The sequence below is a fragment of the Marinobacter sp. SS13-12 genome (assembly GCF_030227115.1).
Classification (GTDB): domain Bacteria; phylum Pseudomonadota; class Gammaproteobacteria; order Pseudomonadales; family Oleiphilaceae; genus Marinobacter.
The window spans coordinates 412511-432135 of record NZ_JASSUA010000003.1; the positions used below are offsets into that span (position 1 = coordinate 412511).

At 55.7% G+C, this 19625-nt stretch carries 14 protein-coding genes; 8 read left to right on the forward strand and 6 right to left on the reverse strand.

What is annotated here, in order from left to right; genetic code table 11:
- Positions 1-18: 18 nt before the first annotated feature.
- A complete protein-coding gene (locus tag QPL94_RS17825; protein WP_285359253.1) occupies positions 19-987 on the reverse strand; it encodes a beta-ketoacyl-ACP synthase III in 969 nt (322 codons plus the stop codon).
- Between the two features lie 187 nt (positions 988-1174).
- On the opposite strand from QPL94_RS17825, the gene QPL94_RS17830 reads away from it, so the two are divergent.
- Positions 1175-1957 (forward strand): hypothetical protein, encoded by a 783-nt coding sequence (locus QPL94_RS17830; RefSeq protein ID WP_137434354.1) that lies wholly within the window; start codon positions 1175-1177, stop codon positions 1955-1957.
- A 92-nt stretch (positions 1958-2049) separates the two neighbouring features.
- Positions 2050-2304: an HP1242/YdcH family protein gene (locus QPL94_RS17835; RefSeq protein WP_137434355.1), complete on the forward strand. Its 255-nt coding sequence runs from the start codon at positions 2050-2052 to the stop codon at positions 2302-2304.
- Between the two features lie 334 nt (positions 2305-2638).
- Here the strand turns inward: QPL94_RS17835 and QPL94_RS17840 are convergent, their stop codons facing one another.
- The 4 genes from QPL94_RS17840 to QPL94_RS17855 all read right to left on the reverse strand — a co-directional run bounded on the left by QPL94_RS17840 (position 2639) and on the right by QPL94_RS17855 (position 8031).
- A complete protein-coding gene (locus tag QPL94_RS17840; protein ID WP_285359256.1) occupies positions 2639-3868 on the reverse strand; it encodes an MFS transporter in 1230 nt (409 codons plus the stop codon).
- A gap of 124 nt (positions 3869-3992) precedes the next feature.
- Complete coding sequence (locus QPL94_RS17845; protein WP_285359259.1) at positions 3993-4868, reverse strand: peptidoglycan-binding domain-containing protein; 876 nt, start codon at positions 4866-4868, stop codon at positions 3993-3995.
- A gap of 106 nt (positions 4869-4974) precedes the next feature.
- Positions 4975-6978: a methyl-accepting chemotaxis protein gene (locus tag QPL94_RS17850; protein ID WP_285359261.1), complete on the reverse strand. Its 2004-nt coding sequence runs from the start codon at positions 6976-6978 to the stop codon at positions 4975-4977.
- An 87-nt stretch (positions 6979-7065) separates the two neighbouring features.
- Positions 7066-8031, reverse strand: a complete 966-nt coding sequence (locus tag QPL94_RS17855; RefSeq protein ID WP_285359263.1) for an ABC transporter substrate-binding protein — start codon at positions 8029-8031, stop codon at positions 7066-7068.
- A 388-nt stretch (positions 8032-8419) separates the two neighbouring features.
- On the opposite strand from QPL94_RS17855, the gene QPL94_RS17860 reads away from it, so the two are divergent.
- Positions 8420-9874, forward strand: a complete 1455-nt coding sequence (locus QPL94_RS17860; protein WP_285359267.1) for a malate:quinone oxidoreductase — start codon at positions 8420-8422, stop codon at positions 9872-9874.
- A 23-nt stretch (positions 9875-9897) separates the two neighbouring features.
- Here QPL94_RS17860 and QPL94_RS17865 read toward each other — a convergent pair whose 3' ends face one another.
- On the reverse strand, positions 9898-12510 hold the full coding sequence (locus QPL94_RS17865) for a putative bifunctional diguanylate cyclase/phosphodiesterase (RefSeq protein WP_285359269.1): 2613 nt from the start codon (positions 12508-12510) through the stop codon (positions 9898-9900).
- A gap of 165 nt (positions 12511-12675) precedes the next feature.
- Here QPL94_RS17865 and QPL94_RS17870 point away from each other — a divergent pair, with 165 nt between their 5' ends.
- The 5 genes from QPL94_RS17870 (at position 12676) to egtD (ending at position 19597) form a co-directional block, all read left to right on the forward strand.
- Positions 12676-13224, forward strand: a complete 549-nt coding sequence (locus QPL94_RS17870; RefSeq protein WP_285359271.1) for a methanogen output domain 1-containing protein — start codon at positions 12676-12678, stop codon at positions 13222-13224.
- Between the two features lie 14 nt (positions 13225-13238).
- The gene (locus tag QPL94_RS17875; RefSeq protein WP_285359273.1) at positions 13239-15380 is read left to right on the forward strand and encodes an EAL domain-containing protein; all 2142 of its coding nucleotides are present in this window, start codon (positions 13239-13241) and stop codon (positions 15378-15380) included.
- Between the two features lie 26 nt (positions 15381-15406).
- The gene (locus tag QPL94_RS17880) at positions 15407-17155 is read left to right on the forward strand and encodes an isocitrate/isopropylmalate family dehydrogenase (protein ID WP_285359275.1); all 1749 of its coding nucleotides are present in this window, start codon (positions 15407-15409) and stop codon (positions 17153-17155) included.
- A 142-nt stretch (positions 17156-17297) separates the two neighbouring features.
- Positions 17298-18626: an ergothioneine biosynthesis protein EgtB gene (egtB, locus tag QPL94_RS17885; RefSeq protein ID WP_285359277.1), complete on the forward strand. Its 1329-nt coding sequence runs from the start codon at positions 17298-17300 to the stop codon at positions 18624-18626.
- On the forward strand, positions 18623-19597 hold the full coding sequence (gene egtD / locus QPL94_RS17890; RefSeq protein WP_285359279.1) for an L-histidine N(alpha)-methyltransferase: 975 nt from the start codon (positions 18623-18625) through the stop codon (positions 19595-19597). Before egtB ends, egtD begins: the two co-directional genes overlap by 4 nt.
- Positions 19598-19625 lie beyond the last annotated feature (28 nt).

Below are 19625 nucleotides of genomic sequence, written 5' to 3' on the forward strand. Positions count from 1 at the left end.
GTAGTCAGAACGATCATTTTAGAAACGGATCAGCGCTGAGCCCCAGGTGAAGCCGCCGCCAAAGGCTTCCAGCAGGAGCACTTCGTTTCTTTTGATACGCCCGTCGCGAACGGCGGCGTCCAGCGCCAGGGGAATAGAGGCGGCAGAGGTGTTGCCGTGCTTGTGGACAGTAACCACCACCTGGTCCATGGACATGTTCAGCTTGCGGGCCGTGGCGGAAATGATCCTCAGGTTGGCCTGGTGGGGCACCAGCCAGTCGATGTCTGACTTCTTCATCTGGTTGGCTTCCAGGGTTTCATCCACAATCCTGCCAAGGGTATTCACGGCAATCTTGAAGACCTCATTGCCCTTCATGTGCACATGGCCCTTGCCGGCGCGAACCTGGTCGAAGCCATCGCCAATGCCGAAGGGAACATGAAGCAGGTCTTCGTATTTGCCATCGGCATGAATGTGTGTGGACAGGATGCCGGTTTCTTCGCTGGCCTCCAGCACCACCGCGCCGGCGCCGTCGCCGAAGAGCACGCAGGTGCCGCGGTCTTCCCAGTCCAGAATGCGGGAAAATAGTTCCGCACCCACCACCAGGACGCGCTTGCTGCTACCGGTTTTGACGAACTTGTCGGCGATCGACAGGGCATACACGAAGCCACTGCACACCGCCTGGATATCGAAGGCCGGGCAACCATGGATATCAAGCCGGGCCTGGAGGATGCACGCCGAGCTCGGGAAAATCTTGTCGGGTGTGGACGTGGCGAAGATGATCAGGTCAATGTCATCGGGCTTCAGGCCAGCGGCTTCAATCGCCAGTCGGGAGGCTTTTTCAGCCAGATCAACGGTGGTTTCGCCTTCCACAGCAATGTGCCGCTGCTCGATTCCGGTACGCTCACGAATCCATTGGTCGCTGGTGTCGACAATCTTTTCCATGTCTTTGTTTGTCATGACATTTTCGGGCAGGTAGGAGCCCGTGCCGACAATTCGCGCGTACGTCATGTGCCATAGTCCTCAGGTAAACAGGTCAATGTCCAGATTCTTTCAATCATGCTATACCTTTTTGATCGCTCCCAGCTATTAGCGGTTTGTCAAAGGCGAGAGCAGTGGGCTGAATGCAACGTTGGTAGTCAGGCCATAATCAGCTATACCTGTATAAAGGAATCCCTGTTGTGAAGGAGAGCTGCTGGTGACAGACCTTCCCCTCGGCATGAAGTACTACCTGTTAATTCTCACCTCTAGCCTGATTGAAGACCTCAACGACTATGGCGTCAAATGGGTTGCTAACGAGCCCGGTGTCGCCGGCCGTGATGTAGAGAAGGCATTTTTCAGCGCCCGCGCTATTGAAGCACGGCTTCCGGACGAACCCGGGCAGGCCGATCCCCGGCTCTGGCCAGAGCTGATGAAGTCTATTCACACCATTCGAAGGGTGCTGGATGTGGTCGAAAAGACCACGTTTGACGAAGTCATTGCCGAAGCCATGGAAACGACCTCCAGCATTGCCCGCGCTGACATAAAACAGGTATTCGAACAGAAACGAGCGGCAGGCGAAGTCGATTTCCGCTTGCACGGCTTGCTGAATACCCGCCCAACGGCCGATGAACCGGACCCGGCGGTGAAGGAAGCCTTCATGCTGAAACGGGCACGGCGCTACCAGAGCTTTATGGAGTTTGATGGCGCAAGCCTGAACGATGAGGAAACCGTAATACTGGGCGATGCCAAGGCCCTTGCGCGTCACATCATGGATGGAGACCGTGACAACCGGCGCATTGACGCTTTGCTGGTCATGGGAGCCGTGCTGATTGAAACCGCCAGTGTAAGGCTGAAAACAAACATTCCCGGCCTGATTCGTGATAGTTTTGATCGCATGGCCACCAAGGCCGCCATGGCGCTGGGGGCGATCGTCTACCGCGATAAATACAGGGATTTCAAGCAGTCCCTGGGCCTGGAGCCACTGGATTCGGATTTGTAGATTTCCTGAAAATCAGCTGTTCGGCTGTTCACAAATCCCGAACAGGAATGGCATTCTGACTAACCACTCTGCGACAAGAAGGAGACGAGGTAATGGGCATTTCCAACCACGAGCTTCACAACGAATTCCCGCAATTCAGGGAACTGATCGACGAGTTAAAAGAGAACGACCTGACGTTCAAGGAACATTTTAGGCATTACGCAGAGCTGGACCAGGAAATCGAGGGGCTCGAGCGCCGCGATGCACCAATTGGTGATGACAAACTGCACCGCATGAAACAGAAACGCCTGCAATTGAAAGATGACCTCTACAAAACGCTCGTGAACAAGTCCAACGGCGCAGGATAGGTATAAATCATTAGGCTTCCGGGCCCCTGAATGAGGCTGAGTAGTGGTTTCCAAGTATGGGGCCGGGAAGGCATTATCCATAACATAGGTAACTAACAAAGACCGGTTACGGTTTACCCCTTTTGTGCGTACCTATGAATGGATGATTGAAATGAACAGAGCAGCATCACTATACAAAGGGTGGAGAATGAAGCGTAACTTCCTCCACCTGGTCTTGACCATGGAACCACGCCTTCTCAAGGATGTAGGATACCCGCCCGAAGTTGTTGAGCAGCGTTTGAGAACGCCGTTCTGGAAGTTCTCGGCATAACGTCCCGGCATGGCTGAGAGCGACTCAGTCAGGCTGAATGCTTTGCCGGGCCGGGTTTTCCTGAAGGGTTTCCGCTGAGGCTTGCTGCCGCCAGGCCAGCATAAATATCGCCAGACCTGCTGCAGCCGTTGTGGCACCAACATAACCTGTCGACTGCCACCCCAGCCCGGCGCTTATGGCCATGCCCCCGAGCCATGGCCCCAGCGCATTGGCAACATTGAACGCAGCGTGGTGAGACGCCGCAGCCAGGGTTTGGGCGCCGTGAGCCACATCCATCAAGTGGGTTTGCAAAGCAGGGCCAAGGCCCACCATCAATGCCACCAGGAAACAGATCATAAGCATGGTCCAGATGGTTTCGGTGGCGTAGGGGTACAAAAGCAACATACCGATGGCCCACAACAGCATTAAGCCAATGCTGCGAAATCCCAGCCGATCGAACAGCCACCCGCCCAGGATATTTCCGACAAATCCACCCAGCCCGAATACTGCAAGCGCGATTGGTATCCAGTATGGGCTAACGCCGGTGACTTCCAGCAATGTCGGTGCCATGTAGCTGAAGACACAGAACATACCGGCAAAGCCGATGGAGCCGATAGCCAATGGGTACCAGATTGCCGGCCGGTTGAAAGCGCGTAATTCCGAAAAAGGGCTTTGCCGCACCTCGTCACGATTGAGGGGCAGGAAAACAATGATCATTACGCCGGTAAGTGCTGCAATGGTGCCGACAAATCCAAACGCATAACGCCAGTCCAGACTCTGGCCGAGTATTGTCGCGAGTGGATTGCCAATCAATAGCGCGAGGGTGAGCCCCATCATTACCAGGCTGACAACTTTGGCACGCCGGTTAACCGGCACCAGAGAGGCCGCCACCAGGGCTGCAACACCGAAATAGGCTCCATGGGGCAAGCCGGCAATAAAGCGGAATGCCAGTAGCGTGCCGTACCCGGGCGCCATGGCGCTGGCGATGTTGCCGACGGCGTAGAACCCCATCAGCATGATCAGCAAATGACGGCGATATAACCTGGCGCCGCTAATGGCCAGGAGTGGTGCACCAACCACAACACCCAACGCGTAGGCACTGATCAGGTGGCCGACCTGCGGTTCGGAAACCCCCAGGTCCTGTGCGACCCCCGGCATCAGACCCATGATGGCGAATTCTCCGGTACCAATACCAAAGCCGCCCATGGCGAGGGAAAATACGATCAGCGTTATCCGGGCGGGCGAGTAGGGCGCTTCCTGCGATTGAGAGGACATCAAATAGGGGGCCTTGGCGTAATTCAGCGGATTTGAAACAAGGCCATCTATTGTGGGCTATTCCGACAGGTTTCGGAATAAGAGGATGCCCCGATTCATCAATCGGGGATGTAGAGGGTAGAGGTCAGATCAACCAGCCAAACAGGAAATCGAACACGGAACTGAAAAAGCCGCCGCTGCTTTGTACCGGCGGTTCAGACTCGTCCGGTGTTTCTGACATCTGGGGATTTCCCGCCGCCGTTGGTTCGTCTGGCAGCTGGAAATCGGCCTCAGGCGATTCCTCAACGGCTGAGACTTCAACTATTGCCTCTGCCTCAGGCCCTGTCTTTGTCTCAGGCTCTGCCACCGTCAGTTCTGGTTCTGGTTCAGATTCTGGTTCTGGAATGGATTCCGCCACAGGCTCGGTGGTCTGGGAGGCCAGCTCAGGCTCGGCAGTGGGTTCCCTGGCTGGAACCACTTCGGGTTCGGCCGGCGCGGACGCCACAGGTTCTGGTTCCGGCTTCTCCTGAACGGCTACTTCCGGTTCTGGCTGCACCTCAGGCTCTGGGGCAGGCTGTACTACCCGTTCGGGCTCAGGTTCGGGCTCAGGTTCTGGTTCCGGCTCGGGTGCAGCGGCCATCCGGCGGCTGGCACTGCCCGAACCGAAACGCTCTTCGCTCAAACCTATCGTAGCCATGGCGGCCTTGCGATCGGGAGCGGCATTATCGCTGATGGTGCTGTTGCTTTCCGGGGCGATCCCCAGCGCGGATAACGTTTGCGGGTCGAGATTGCCAGTAGCCTGCAACTCGTCGTTACCGGACTGATATTGCCGGATGGCAGAGCGCAGGGTGTTATCCATCCACCCGTCGGCCTTGCCGATCTCATGGCCGGCACCATACAGCGCGTTTTCGGCGGCATAGATGGTCTGAGCGGGGCCGGCCTGAACGGAAACTGCATACAATGAAGCCAACACTGCAGCTGCGGTAATACCGGGTGCCCGGGTAAAGCGTGATTGGCTCATGGGTGAATCTCTCCCTGATACTCTACGTAACTTTTTGTTGAGTATTGAAAGTATCAGTAATTCGAGATGTCGCCCATGACGCAGTTAACACCCGTGAAAATGAACGTTAATTTGATGTCTTGAAGCGGCGCACCACGCTGCCCAGATCTTCCGCCATATCCGCCAGTGATTTACTGGATTGGTTCACATGGGAGATGTCATCCGTCAGTTTATCAATGGCACTGCTGCTGGCTTCAACGTTCTGGGTCATCTCGGCGGCCGTTGCCCGCTGCTGCTCGGTGGCACTTGCTACCTGTGTTGTCATGTCCACAATGCGGTTCACCGCAGCCAGGATGTCCGTCAGCGCCTGGCCTGACTTGCCTGCTTCCTCGCTGGCCTCGCCGGCCATCTGCTTGGCCTTGCTCATATCCACCACCGCGCCAGCCGCGCCACTCTGCAGATTGGACACGATGCGTTCGATATCTACCGTCGAGTCCTGAACCCGCTTGGCGAGATTGCGCACTTCGTCAGCAACAACCGAGAAACCACGGCCTGCCTCACCGGCACGAGCGGCCTCGATGGCGGCATTCAGGGCCAGGAGATTGGTTTGTTCCGCAATAGCCTGGATCACTTCCAGGACGTTGCCGATTTCACCCGACTCCTGCTCCAGGCGCTGGATACGCTTTGAACCTTCTTCAACCTGCTCCGCGAGCCTGTTCACGGATTTCACCGCCGTTAAAACCGTCGATTGCCCGGTGCCTGCCAACTCGGCAGCCTGGCGTGCGGATTCATCGGTATCACTTGTATTGGAGGCAATCTCGTCCGACGTAGAGACCATTTCCTGCATGGCTGCTGACACCTGGGTGACCTGATCTCTCTGTTGCTCGGCATTTGCGGTGGTACTGTCGGTAATGCCGGACAACGATTCGGATTCGGTGCTGAGTTTTCGCGATGAAACAACAATCTTCGAAATGATGTCTTCCAGGGTTTCCAGGAACGAATTCACGGCAGCAATAAAGTCGCCGATCTCATCCGGGCGTCCTGTGGTCAGGCGGGTGGAGACATCGCCGTTGTTATTACCAATGTTCTCCAGGTAGCCCAGGATTTCTGCTCGCGCACGCTTCACGCTGGCCCCCATCATTCGGCTCATCAGCAGTGCAACTACCAGGCCCAGAACAATGGAAATGACAAAGGCGGCAAGTATCAGTGTCAGTGCGGTTTCGGTTTCCGCTTCTGCCTCGTCCGCCACTGCTTCCAGTGAAGTGAATACTTTTTGTTCAAGATCCCGCGCCAGACCGGTAATCTGCGGCCCCAGTACATCAAGCTTGTCCTCTTTCGTGCGGATCATCGTTTTTTGCTGAATCAACAACTTGTCGACCGATGCCTGGTAGTTCTCGAGCGCCTCAATGGCCGTATCAAAATACTGCCTGACGTAATCCGGCACCGTATCCATATCCAGAAACTCCAGGGCATCCGAGACATCCTCCATGGCATAACCGAGGGCCGTTTCCGAGGACTCGTTACCGTCTGCGAAGAAACGCTGTGCCGCCATCCGCATCAGGAGCGTGTCGTGAATCAACTGCTCCAGAACCACTCGCAAGCGGCTGTCAGGCTCACGGTTGGTAACCCCGTCAATGGCTCTGCGCAGTGCTTCCGACGCATCGGGGCCGTATTGGTCGAGTTCATTGGCAATGATGGATTTCACTTGCTGTTTGGCGGGTACCAATTCGTTCTTGAAGACACCCACAAACTGCAGGGTTGCCTGCTCAATTTCTCCGACAAGCCGTGTCCGCTCCGCATTATCAATAGCCTGCCTGGCGTCCGAAAGTTCTTTCAGAAAATCCGATTCAAGCTGCTCGAAGCGGGACAGAATGTCATCGTTACCGGTGTCGTAGTAATCAAACACCCTCAATCGCATGTTGTAGAGATTGATCAGGACACCTGTGGCAATAGACGTTTCCGGGGCCAGGTCCCTGGCAACGGTGCCCATGCGCTCGTCCAGCACCTGGAATTCCCTGACACTGTAGAAAATGACGAGGGCAAACAATAGAAGAATGAATACAGGAGCAATCAGGAGTTTCCCGCTTACACCAAGACGACGCTCAATTCCTTGAAATGTATTTACAGCCACTGGTCTGCCTCTTTTCCCATGCTCGATGTCTTGCTTAACGACTGGCCGGGGATAATCTCCAGCCCATCGCCTCGAATTTATTCAACTCTATTCAACAAACTTCGCCTGGCTGGCGATCATGGGTGAGAGTTTCAGGTTCCAGTGTTTCATGCCGCTATCGCTGTAAACATAATGCCCGCTCAAGGAGTTCATTTTCGGAATGCGGTTCGGCTTGACCCCATTGAGTATCAGTGACGCGAGGCGGGATGCAGTAAGGCCTTCCTGATGGGCGGAGATGGTGAAGCCACCAATGGCTTGCTGCTCTCCAATGAAAATATCCCAGAACGAGAAGATGGGAACCTGGCTACGTGTAAATGCCTCACCGATCAGGTCTTTCGGCTCGATATAGTTTTCCTCGGCGTCCCGGATGGTGTGGTGCGTACCGACCACGATGGCGTCATACTGTTCGTGGGCACTGAAAACCGCCTGCAACCAGGTGTCTTTGTCGTTGGTGAGGACAATGTCCAGTTGTGAGCCATACACCTCGGCGCTTCGCTTTTCGCCAAAGTATTCATTGACTGCATTACGCATGGTTGGTGAATCATCCATCAATACGAGGAAACGTTCATCCACCCTCAGTACCTTCTGCAAGTGGCGAATGCTCTCTGCGAAAAACGGACGCTCCAATATGCCTGCGACCAACTCATGTTCCAGGGTAGGGTGTTGGGCAGGCCCGCCATTGACCCCCAGGAATACAACAGGAATCTGCTTCTCGACCAGGTGGCTCGCCATCAGTGAAAATGCATTGTCATCGCCGAGGATGGCAACGTCGGGCTGAAGCTGTGAAATCGATTGCTGGATACTGGCAACTTTCTGTGGCCATTCAGATTTGGGTAAACGTTTGGTGTCCAGTTCAAAGATATGGATGTCATGGTCATCGCCAAGTACCGACTGGACGGCATCGACGTAATCCGCATCCCATTTGTATCCCAGGTGGTAGCTTTGAATGACGACGACGGTTTTCGCAAAACACAGGGGGCTTGCCAGCAAAAGGGCCAGGAGGAAAAAGCGCATGGAAGTACCTTATTGTTATCTGAACGACGGATATACACCCGTTCTTTCTTGTTGGTGACGCGTAGTTTTTATAATTATCAGAGCCTCCCTAACAGAAACTGTGCCAGTTTCTCAGCGCACTGTTTTTTCGGGTTTTTTACGACAGTTCAGTGATAAATTAGCGATGACACAGGCATGGTTGTCTGGTTCTCGGGACAATTCCCTGAATTTCGGGATAAAAGTGTCGGCTTATAAGGACATCTACGTCCTGAATTACGGACATCCATCAGGGAACCTGGCGCGTAGGGTCCGGTAGTGGAAGTCATGATGTAAAGCCACGGTACCACTGCTGTAAAAAAGCCAAATCATCAGATACCCTGAAAATCATCAAAACTGGCGAGAAGACTTTATGAACGTAGTCATTATTGGTGCGGGGATTATGGGAACCACTTTTGCCACCCTGGCAAAAAAACTGGCACCGGATCTGGATATCACCATTCTGGAGCGGCTGGACGGTCCCGGCGCGGGAAACTCTTCTGCATTCTGGAACGCCGGAACGGGCCATGAGGCCAACTGTGAGCTTAACTATACCCCGGTGGATGAAGAGGTCATTTCAGTTGAAAAAGCCTTGAAGATCCATGCGCAGTTTAACGTTGCCAAGCAGTTCTGGGCGCATTTGATCGAAAAGGGCGCCATCAAAGACCCTAAGACTTTTATTAATCAAACCAAACACTGCACCATCGTTTCCGAATCTGCCATTGAAGAACTGAAATTGCGTTTCAAGGAAATGTCGGCTCATCATTTTTTTGAGCACATGCGTTACTCGGAAGACTTTGATGAAATAGAAAGCTGGATTCCTTACACCATGGAAGAGCGTCCTCGCCATGAAAAGATGGCGGCTACCGTCATCGAGACAGGCACAGACGTTAACTTTGGTGCGTTAACGGCGCAAATGGCGGCACATGCAGTGAATGATCTGGGTGTAAAAATTGAATATGGCACTCACGTCAAGCGCGTACACAAGAGCCCGACCGGCCGCTGGGTTATCGAGGCTGTTAATAAAGGTGAGCCCATTCAGCACCGGGCAGATGTGCTGTTTGTAGGGGCCGGTGGGGGCGCATTTCCACTCCTGAAAAGGAGCCACCTGCCGTTTCGTAGCCGGTTCACAGGATTTCCTGTCGGCGGTCGGTTCTTGCGGGCAGCGATCAGTGAAGAACAGGCGAAACATTACACGGCCAAAACCTATGGCAAAGCCAAAGTCGGCGCGCCTCCCATGTCTGTTCCGCACCTCGACCTGCGCGTGGTGGATGGTAAGCACTATTTGCTTTTCGGCCCTTTCGCGTCATTCAAACCGGTTCTCGAGAGAGGCCGTGGATTTTTCGATTACCTGACTTCAATGCGCCTGCATGATATTCCCGGCTTGCTTAACGTTGCCCTGGAGCATTTCCCACTGGTCAAATATCTGATTTCGGAGAGCTTCAAAGGCGAGAAAAGCATGTTCGAGGAACTGGACAGCTTTGCTCCGGGCTTGAGTAAAAAGTTTGACTGGAAACCGATTGAAGCGGGCCAGCGCGTGCAAATCATCAAAGACGGAGATCTGCAGATGGGCACAGAAATCCTTGTGTCCACAGACAAAACCTACGGGACACTCCTGGGGGCGTCGCCCGGCGCATCGGTTTCGCCTGAGGTGATGTTGCGCTGTCTCGAGCAATTGATACCGTCGGTTTTTTCCAAAGAAGAAGCCAGGAAAAAGAGGAACGAGATTTTTCCGGAGGACGATCTGGATACCTTGATCAATCAACCTGATCGTTACCGGGAAATTCGCGATGCAGTCAACCAACAGTTGGGCATAACCCGGCCCTGACTGTGTCCCGGGACCAGGGGGTTTCACGAGTATCGCTTCTGGTCGATCAGTAATTGACGCCAGCTGGGCTCTGGTACCGCGTGGCTGTAGTGAAAACCCTGACCTTTTTTGCATCCAAGGTGCTGCAAGGTTGCTATATCTTTCGTTAATTCAATACCTTCAGCAACGACAACGGCATCAATCGCCGCGGCGATGAAGATAATTGCCTTGACGATGGCCTGGGCGTAAGGCCCATCGTCCAGTTGCGAAACAAAGCTCTTGTCGATTTTGATTTCGTCGAAAAAGTAGTCGTTCAAATGCGCCAGTGACGAATAGCCCGTTCCGAAATCGTCGAGGGACAGGCGGACCCCCATTGCGCTGAGGGCCTCCAGATCCTTCTTCAAATCACGACCATGGTGCTCGAAAACGCTTTCGGTGATCTCCAGGGTCAGTTCCCCCGGGGCGATATTGTACTCGGTTAACGCCTGGCGAACCCTGTCGGGAACAGAACCGAGCTGAAACTGGATCAACGATAGATTGATCGAAACCGGGCAGACTGCAAGCCCCGCATCTCGCCAGGCCTTGAGATCCCTGCACGCCTGGCGGAGCACCCAGTCCCCCAGAGGCCCGATGAGCTGGCTTTGTTCAGCCAGCGGGATGAACAGGCCTGGAGGGATAAAGCCTGCCTGCGGATGATTCCAGCGCAACAGGGCTTCCGCTGAGATGATACAGCCGCTCGCCAGATCGACCTGAGGCTGGTAGTAAAGCTCAAGTTGATCGGCTTCTAGGGCGCGCCGTAGCTTCGTTGTCAGGTCCACGGTTTCGCGGGTTTTCTGCTGGAGGGCTTTCGTGTATTGGGTCCAGGGCAGCGCCGGATTATGCTGGCTTCGATGCATCGCTAATGCGGCGTCTGTCATCAACTTTCTGGCATCGCCGGCGCTGCTACGGATTCGGGCATAGCCGAACGATGCCTCGACGTGGAAAGCAAAGCCTCTGATTTCGAATGGCACGTCGAAGACAGCCGCCATGCACTTTCGTAATTGACGCTTCGTGCGCTGGTGCTCAAGGAGGGTAAGCACGGTGAATTCATCACCTCCGGTGCGTGCAATCAGACCACTGTGACCTATCTCCGCCGTCAAACGACGGGCAGCCTCCCGCAGTACCTCATCTCCGACGTCATAACCCCGGGTATTGTTTATTTCCCTGAGCGCCTTTATGTCCACCACTACCACAGGGCTCGCCGGATGAAGGTTCATCGCTTTCAAGAGCTCGTCCAGGCGATGGGCGAAGCCTTCCGGAGTCAGAAGACCGGTCAGCCGGTCCTCATAGGCGGCACGCTCAACTTCCTTCTCGGCACGTTTCAGTTCAGTGATTTCCTGTGAAGCGGCGATCCACTCGATCAGATGATTATTGTCATCGAACACGGGCGTGACGCAATCCAGAAACCACCTCGGAGATGAACTTTGACCGGATAATTCATAGACCACTTCAAACGGTGTCACGGTCCTGAGGGCTTCGATCCATCGGTCGTGGAACGCCAGTGCTGCCTCTGGCGTCAGGGCGCCGCGGATGGCTGCCAGATCGGGCGGACCGCTCACGGATGACAGGCCGGCCAGCTCTAACCATTTTTCGGGTACGTCCTTGAGTTCGCCTTTCCCATTCATGAGCCAGATGTATCCGGATTGCGTTCTGATCAGGCTTTCGTAGCGGCGCTTTTGCCGAGCCAGCGACTCGAGGGCCAAGTGCTCCCTGGTGACATCGAGCTGAATACCGATTATGTGAGAGAGGGTGCCATCATTGGTACGGATAGCTCTTAGCTTGACCCTGTTTTCGAAGGGTTCACCGTTTCGGCGGAAGTTGGTTACCACAGCTGTGCAGTCTGTACCACGGGCGAGGGCGTTGCGAATAATCCGAAGACCGGGCTGATCGTGAAGATCTCCCTGCAGGAAGCGGCAGTTGCGACCCAATAATTCCGCTCTTGAATAGCCCGTCATACGCTCGAACGCGGCGTTGGCATAGACTAGGGGGGTGTCTTCAAGGCCAGGATCAGCGATGGTCACGCCGCATTCGATTTCCGCAAAAGCAGCTGCCAGAAATGGCGTTTGCCTCAGAAACATCAGTTCATTGGCGGCTTCTGTTGCCAGGGAGTGCAAGAGCGCCACCGCGCGGTCGCAATCGGTGAGGTGCTCGCCTGCAAACGCAATCACAGTTGTTAATGATTGTTGGTGGGGGAGACTCAGGGGTTCGACTGCAATGAAGGCGGCTGCGGCCAGAGCCGTGTCGGGTGGCGGCACTTCTGTCCTGGGAATCCCGTCAGCCAGTGTTGCCTGAACGCTGTCGAGCGACAGCAGTAGCTGGGCGGCTTCGGGGTCGCCGATATAATGATCCGGAGATTCCCTGTCTTTGACAACGATTGCCGCGCAAACCACAGAGCAGGCCATCGCTAACGCTTCGGTGAGGTCAGTGAACAACTCGTCGTTGTCGGGCGTCCCTGCCATAGATCTCTCCTGAAAATTGCTGTTACACGATTGAATTGGCAATGCTACGGAGGAAACTGTTGCTGTGTTCCTGTCAGCAACCGCTCCTTGCACAAAGATAGTACCTGAAAGCAAAATTTTTAACCGGAGTTTGAGCGGCTGCGCAGCGAGGCCGCGCATTACCTAACCGGATTGTAACGACTCGGCAATCAACTGCCCCCCAGTATTGGTTGTATAATGACCAGCGGCTATTTAGGCGTTACCGGGTCAGGGACATTCTTTGTCGCTCATCTTTTCAAGCAATGCCTTCCCTCTCCGGTGTTGCCAAGCAAGCAGGAAACTGTCATGGCAACCCTTGATACCGATTCCAGAAGAATCCCCCTGGCCCAGTTGGACATCCCACTGGAAAGAGATCTTTTTCTTCGCAATTTGATACGTGAACTGTCCGGTGTGCTGGAAGACGTCGTGGGGCTCAGAGAGGCCGCGGGGTTTATCAGTATCGTTGGCCAGAATATGGGGAATCAGATGGACCTTGATTATAAAGAGGCCCTGGGTGTTTCCAGGCTAACCCGTTCCCAGGTTGCCGACGTGCTCGTGGACCTGAAACGCAGAATCAAGGGCGACTTCTACATTGTCGAACAGAATGACGATCGCATTGTGCTTGGTAACCGGGCCTGTCCTTTTGTTGAGAAGGTAGTCGGGCGCACTTCCATGTGCATGATGACCAGTAATGTGTTTGGCATCATCGCCTCTCAAAGTCTTGGTTACGCCAAAGTCACGCTGGAAGAGACGATAGCCCGGGGCGATCAGGGGTGTCGGGTCGTCGTTCATCTTAAATCCAACGCAGAGTCTGAAGCTGCGTCAGGCCAGGAATATTTTGAGTCTTTAACTTGATGGCTGATTCGGATATGAATCATAAATCGCTGGAAAACCTGCTTCCCGAGCCACTACTTCTGCTTTCCGCCCAGGGCCGGGTTGTTGATATGAACCATGCTGCCCGGAACGCATTCACTGCTCTGGATAATGGACACCAACTGCATAAACTGGCTAACGATCCGGCCAGGCTGGACTCCTCGATAAGACTCTGGGTCCGGAGTGGGGATTTTATTCGCGGCCTGGTCACCATCAGTAGCGCCATCGGCGAACGATACATTACCTACGGAGCCAGACTTCGTGCAGACAAGGGCTCAACTGCTCAGGTTATCGTGCGCTGTTATGTCGAGAGTAAGGCCAACCAGCGTTTTGTCGAGATCACCCGGCGCGTAAATGCCCTGAATCGGGAGATCGCTCGTCGCAAGAGGGTAGAAAGCCAGCTGTTTGCTGAAAAAGAACTGGCACAGGTCACACTGCATTCCATCGGCGATGCCGTCATCACGACTGACAAAGAAGGTCGGATCAACTATCTGAATCCCGTTGCAGAAGAACTTACTGGCTGGTCTGCAGCCGAAGCCCGGGGGCTTCTGATGCCCGAGGTTTTCCGTATTATCAATGAGCAGACTCGCGAGCCGGTGGAGAATCCGGTAGTGCGGGTATTAGCCGGTGGCCAAACTGTGGGAGTGGCTAGTCAAACGGTGCTGCTGCACCGGGATGGTACAGAGTTTGCCATTGAAGATTCGGCTGCGCCCATTCGGGACAGGGATGGGCGGATTATCGGGACTGTCATGGTCTTCCAGGATGTCACCCATGCCCGCAGGCTGGCGGCAGAGGTGGCACACCAGGCAAACCACGACAATCTTACAGGGTTACTTAACCGGCATGCATTTGAACAACGTCTGCGTAGCCTGCTGGATGCACCCTTGGGACTGGATGGCTCCCACAGCCTTATGTTTATCGATCTCGACCAGTTCAAGGTGATCAACGATACCTGTGGACACATGGCGGGTGATGCCTTGTTGCGCGTTCTGGGGCCCGTTTTCAAGAAACACCTCAGGCAGTCTGACCTGCTGGCACGCCTGGGTGGCGACGAATTCGGCGTATTGCTGCAGGATTGTCCCGCGCCCGTAGCCAAGCGGATTGCCAGAGCTCTCAAAGAAGAGATCGAGGACCTAAATTTTACCTGGGAAGGCAAGCCCTTCCGCGTCGGCCTGAGCATTGGCCAGGTTAACTTCAGCGACAATAGCTGGTCGCTGGCCGACCTGCTCAGCGCCGCCGACAACGCTTGCTACCTGGCCAAGGAAAATGGCCGCAACCGGATCCATCTCTACAGCATGGACGACCAGGCTCTTGCTCGCAGGTTTCGACAAACGCAATGGGTGGGGCGTATCAGTGAAGCGTTTGAGGAAAACAGGTTCCGCCTGCATTGCCAGGCCATCGTGCCAACCTCCGTACCTTCGGCACAGTCTGAAGAGGGCGCGCATTTCGAGCTGTTGCTCCGTCTCCACGATAAAGACGGGAAACTGGTACTGCCCATGGCTTTTATCCCGGCCGCGGAACGTTTTAGCCTGATGGTCAGAATCGATCGATGGGTGATCCAGACGGCCTTCGCCAAGCTTGCAAAAGCCGGCCCCGGGCACGTTGCGACCTGCAGCATTAACCTGTCCGGGGCATCCCTGGGGGATGAGGGCTTCCTGTCGTTTATAAACGAATGTTTTGCGCGCTTTGATGTTTCCCCGCGGATTATCTGCTTTGAGATTACCGAAACGGAGGCCATAGCGAATCTGACCAGGGCACGTTTTATTATCCAGAGCCTGAAGACACTCGGATGCCGCTTTTCCCTCGACGATTTCGGTAGCGGGATGTCGTCCTTTGGCTACCTGAAAAACCTGCCAGTGGACTACCTTAAAATCGATGGCACGTTTATCAGGAACCTAGTAAGCGATCCCATTGACCATGCCATGGTGACGGCCATCAACAATATTGGCCATGTGATGGGATTGAAGACGATTGCCGAATTCGTCGAGAGCGCCAGTGTCTTGCGGTTGCTGAATGAACTTGGTGTGAACTACGTGCAGGGCTACTATATTGCAAGGCCCGAACCTCTTGAGACCTACCTTGCAAAATTGAAGTCACCAGCGAGTCATGGCCTTGGGGTAGCAAAGACAGGGCGCTGATCCACCCAACCCGCAGGGAGAAGTCTATGGACCGCCGAATCAATGTAACGTCGCCATTGGTCATCCTCCACGGCGACGAAATGGCCCAGGTTGCTTTCGAGCGGATTCTCGAAAAATTCGTTACTGGGCGCCTGGACATCCGGCTCGAGGAAATCGACCTGTCCGCGGAACACCGACTACTGACCAATGGTCAGGCAGTGACTGACGCCATCGAAGCCCTTCAGCGCCATGGGGTAGGGGTGAAGAACGCCGGCATGACCGTCAACCGACAGCAACTGGAGGAGCTGCTCCGCAAGCATCCTGATGTGGACTCCGGCAACCTTCACCCACTGGCCACCAAATCCCCGAACGGCGCCATCCGCAAAGGCATCAGCGGCAATATCACCCGTGAGGACATCCAGTTCCGCAATCTCAACATCAGCCGCCCGGACTGGATCGGTCGCGACATCGAAGTAGACACCATGGAATTCGGCGGCATCAAGGACAGCTTCAACCAGTTGTCCCAGGCTACCGGCGTGGTCAAACTGATGTTTGTGGGCAGCAGTGGCGACCCGGTGGAATTGCACCGCCGTGAAGTCCGCAAGGGTGACCCCTGGCTACTGGCCACCAACGACGTTGAGGACGTAAAAGCCTGGGCTCATCGCTTCTTCCAGCGCGCCATCGACGAGAAAAGGGATGTCTACCTGGGCCTGAAAGACACCGTTATTCCCGGCTACGACGGAGCCATGCGTACGGTGATCGAAGACATCTACACCAACGATTACCGCGAGCAGATCAAGGAGCTTGGGCTCAACTACTACTACGAGCTGATTGATGCCCAGGCTGCGCGCATTGTCTCCAACCCGCCAGAGCGTGCACTGTGGGGCGTACCCGACAATACCACCGGGCGTAAGCTGTTCAAACTGGTCAACCACCTGCGGGAGTTCGGCATTCCCAGTCGCGGTGCCCACGTGTCCATTTCCCGCATGAGCGCAGGGGGCGGCGACCAGTACGGCAGCTTCAACATGCCGGCGCAGGAAAACGGCATCCTCAAGGTGATCGTTGATGGCGACGAGAAGCACGCCCGCCGTGTCATGAAAGGTGACCCCATTCTGCTCATGTCCAACGATCGTGAAGCCATCAAGGACTGGGTGTCCCAGGTGTTCCGCGACGCCTCCCGCAAGGACAAAGAGGTCTATTTCGGCCTCAAGCGCGAGTACATGGAATACGACGAAGTCTTCAGCGACGTTATTACCGAAGTGCGGCGGGAACTGGCCCGGGATCACACGCCTCCGCCATCTTTCATGATCATGCGTCCGTCCAGCCAGCTCAAGAAGATGATTACCGATCCCCCGAGAAACGCCCTCTATCCGTCCCAGAACCTGGACGGCGACATCTTTTCGGACATCTCTGCTGCACTCGGCGGCAGCCTGGCTACCGCCAGCTCCATCATCGAGAGCAAGGACGGCACCATGCTCTTTGAGGCGCCCCATGGCACCGCCCATGACCTCTACCTGAAATACCTGGAGAGCGACGGCCGCGACGCGCACTTTAATCCTTCAGCCCTGGTTTTCGCCCTCGCCAATGCCCTGGAAACCCTCGGTGAGCGCGAGGGCAATGCGCCCCTGAGTGAATACGCCGTCAACCTCAAGGCGGCACTGACCGACACCGTCGACAGAGGCATTGTCACCGCCGATCTCAAGGGCAAGACCGTCGATCCGGATTCGGAGCAGGTGGTGGATATGGCAGGCTTTCTGGACGCTGTAGAAGCCGCGCTCCAGTCATTTTCAGCTTGACCAATCCTGTCAGGCGGCCTTAACTTGAGGCTACGGTACTGCCGGCAGGCGCCAGTTCACACGGCGCCGCCGGGCAGGATTCAGGCACCGGTGGTTGGCCATTGATGGCCACGGGCAAAACCTATAAGCAGGGAACGCCGCCATGTCACACGCGGAAGAGCTTTACCCGACTCTCGTTGTGGAAGCCAATGCGCCAGAAGACTGGCTGGATGCCTTCAGGGAGGTACGGCTCGCCAGCGAACAGTTGTGCGGGCCGCTGGAGACGGAAGATTACGTCATACAGAGCATGGATGACGTCAGCCCGCCCAAATGGCACCTTGCCCACGTTACCTGGTTCTTCGAGACCTTCCTGCTCAAGCCGTTCCTGAAGGGGTATGTGCCCCTGAACGAGGCTTATGACCATCTGTTCAATTCCTATTACGAAACCCACAGCAACCCCTTTCCCCGGCCCCGGCGAGGCTTGCTGTCCCGTCCGACCGTAGCCAACGTCTATCGTTACCGCCGTTACGTGGATGACGCTATGGGATTGCTACTGAATAACCCGCCTGCGGAGCATAGCCAGGCCATTGCAGAACGGGTCTGTCTGGGCATCCACCATGAACAGCAGCACCAGGAACTGCTGGCCATGGATATCAAGCACATACTGGCCCAGAACCCGCTGCAACCGGCCTACAGCAAACGTTTGCACGCCCCGCCCGGTGGGCAGCCGGTGCCCATGGGCTGGCGGGCCTACGAAGGCGGACTGGTTACCATTGGCCTGGAACAGGATGGGGGCAAGTTTGCGTTTGACAATGAACGGCCGGCCCATCGCCAGTACCTTGAACCCTTCGAGCTGGCAACGCGCCCGGTGACTAACCAGGACTATATGCATTTTATGGAGCAGGGCGGTTATCAGGACCCGGCATTGTGGCTCTCGGACGGCTGGCACCTGATCCGGGAGAACGGCTGGATTGCGCCCCTGTATTGGGCCCGGGAGGGGGAGCAGTGGTACCACTTCACCCTGACCGGGTGGCGCAAGGTAGATCCCCATGCGCCGGTATGCCATGTCAGTTTTTACGAGGCTGATGCCTTCGCACGTTGGGCGGGGGCCCGCTTGCCGACCGAAGCGGAATGGGAGCAGGCCGCCACCCACACCCGGAACCGGACTGGCAATTTTGCTGAGTGCGGTTATTTGCAGCCCGTTGCCGCGGAGGCTGGCAGTGCGAGCAACCCCCTTGATGCGCCGTTGCAGATGTTTGGCGATGTCTGGGAATGGACGGGGAGCGCCTACCGGCCCTATCCGGGGTTCAGGACGCTCGCCGGCAGCCTCGGTGAGTACAACGGCAAATTCATGTCCGGGCAGATGGTACTGAGGGGAGGGTGCTGTGCCACGCCGGCCAACCATATCCGCCCCACGTATCGTAACTTCTATCCCCCATCGGCCCGTTGGGCCTTTTCGGGAATCAGACTTGCCAGGGAGGCCACCCGATGAACGCGGCAGAGATTCATTTTCACAACCAGTTGCCGGAAGACCATTCCCCCACCATGGCAGAAGAAGTGCTCACGGGATTCACCTCCAAGCCGAAGTACTGTTCCCCAAAATACTTTTATGATCAGCAAGGTTCAGCACTTTTCGAGAAAATATGTGAACTTCCTGAGTATTATCCCACCCGCACCGAGGAAGCTATTCTGACCCGTGCCATGCCCGAGATCGCGGCTCTGGCTGGCGAGGATGCAACCCTGGTGGAATTCGGCAGCGGTGCCAGTCGAAAAGTGCGGCTGTTACTGGAATCCATGTCGGTGCAACGTTACCTGGGTATCGACATATCCCGGGAGTTCCTGCTCGAAAGCACCCGGCGTCTGGCGGCGGACTATCCCTGGCTGGAGGTCCACGCCGCCTGTGCCGACTTTACCCGGGGCATAGCCCTGCCAGAAGCGATCGATCCCCAGCGATTGGTGGGTTTCTTCCCCGGATCAAGCATCGGCAATTTTACGCCGGACGCCGCAGAGGGCTTTCTTGACAGCCTGCATCGACTGCTACCACCGGGTAGTGGACTGTTAATCGGCGTTGACCTGGTGAAGGACCATCAGACACTGGAAGCTGCCTACAATGATGCCGACGGCATTACCGCGGCGTTCAACCTGAACCTGCTTGACCGTTTTCAGCGGGAACTGGGGATCGCCTTCCGCCGGGAACTGTTCCGTCACCGGGCTTTCTTCAACGCAGAAAAATCCCGCATCGAAATGCACCTGGACAGCCGGATTGCTCAGGTATTGCACCTGAATGGGCACACCATCCGTTTCCGCGAGGGTGAATCGATCCACACGGAGAACTCCTACAAATATTCTGTGCCGGGCTTTCAGAGGCTGGCCGCCCGCGCCGGTTTCGCGAGCCGTAAGGTGTGGATGGACGAGCATGGGCTGTTCAGCGTTCATTACCTTACAGCCTCCCCGGGCGAGTAACGTCGGCCGAGGTCTGCCGTTGAACAGG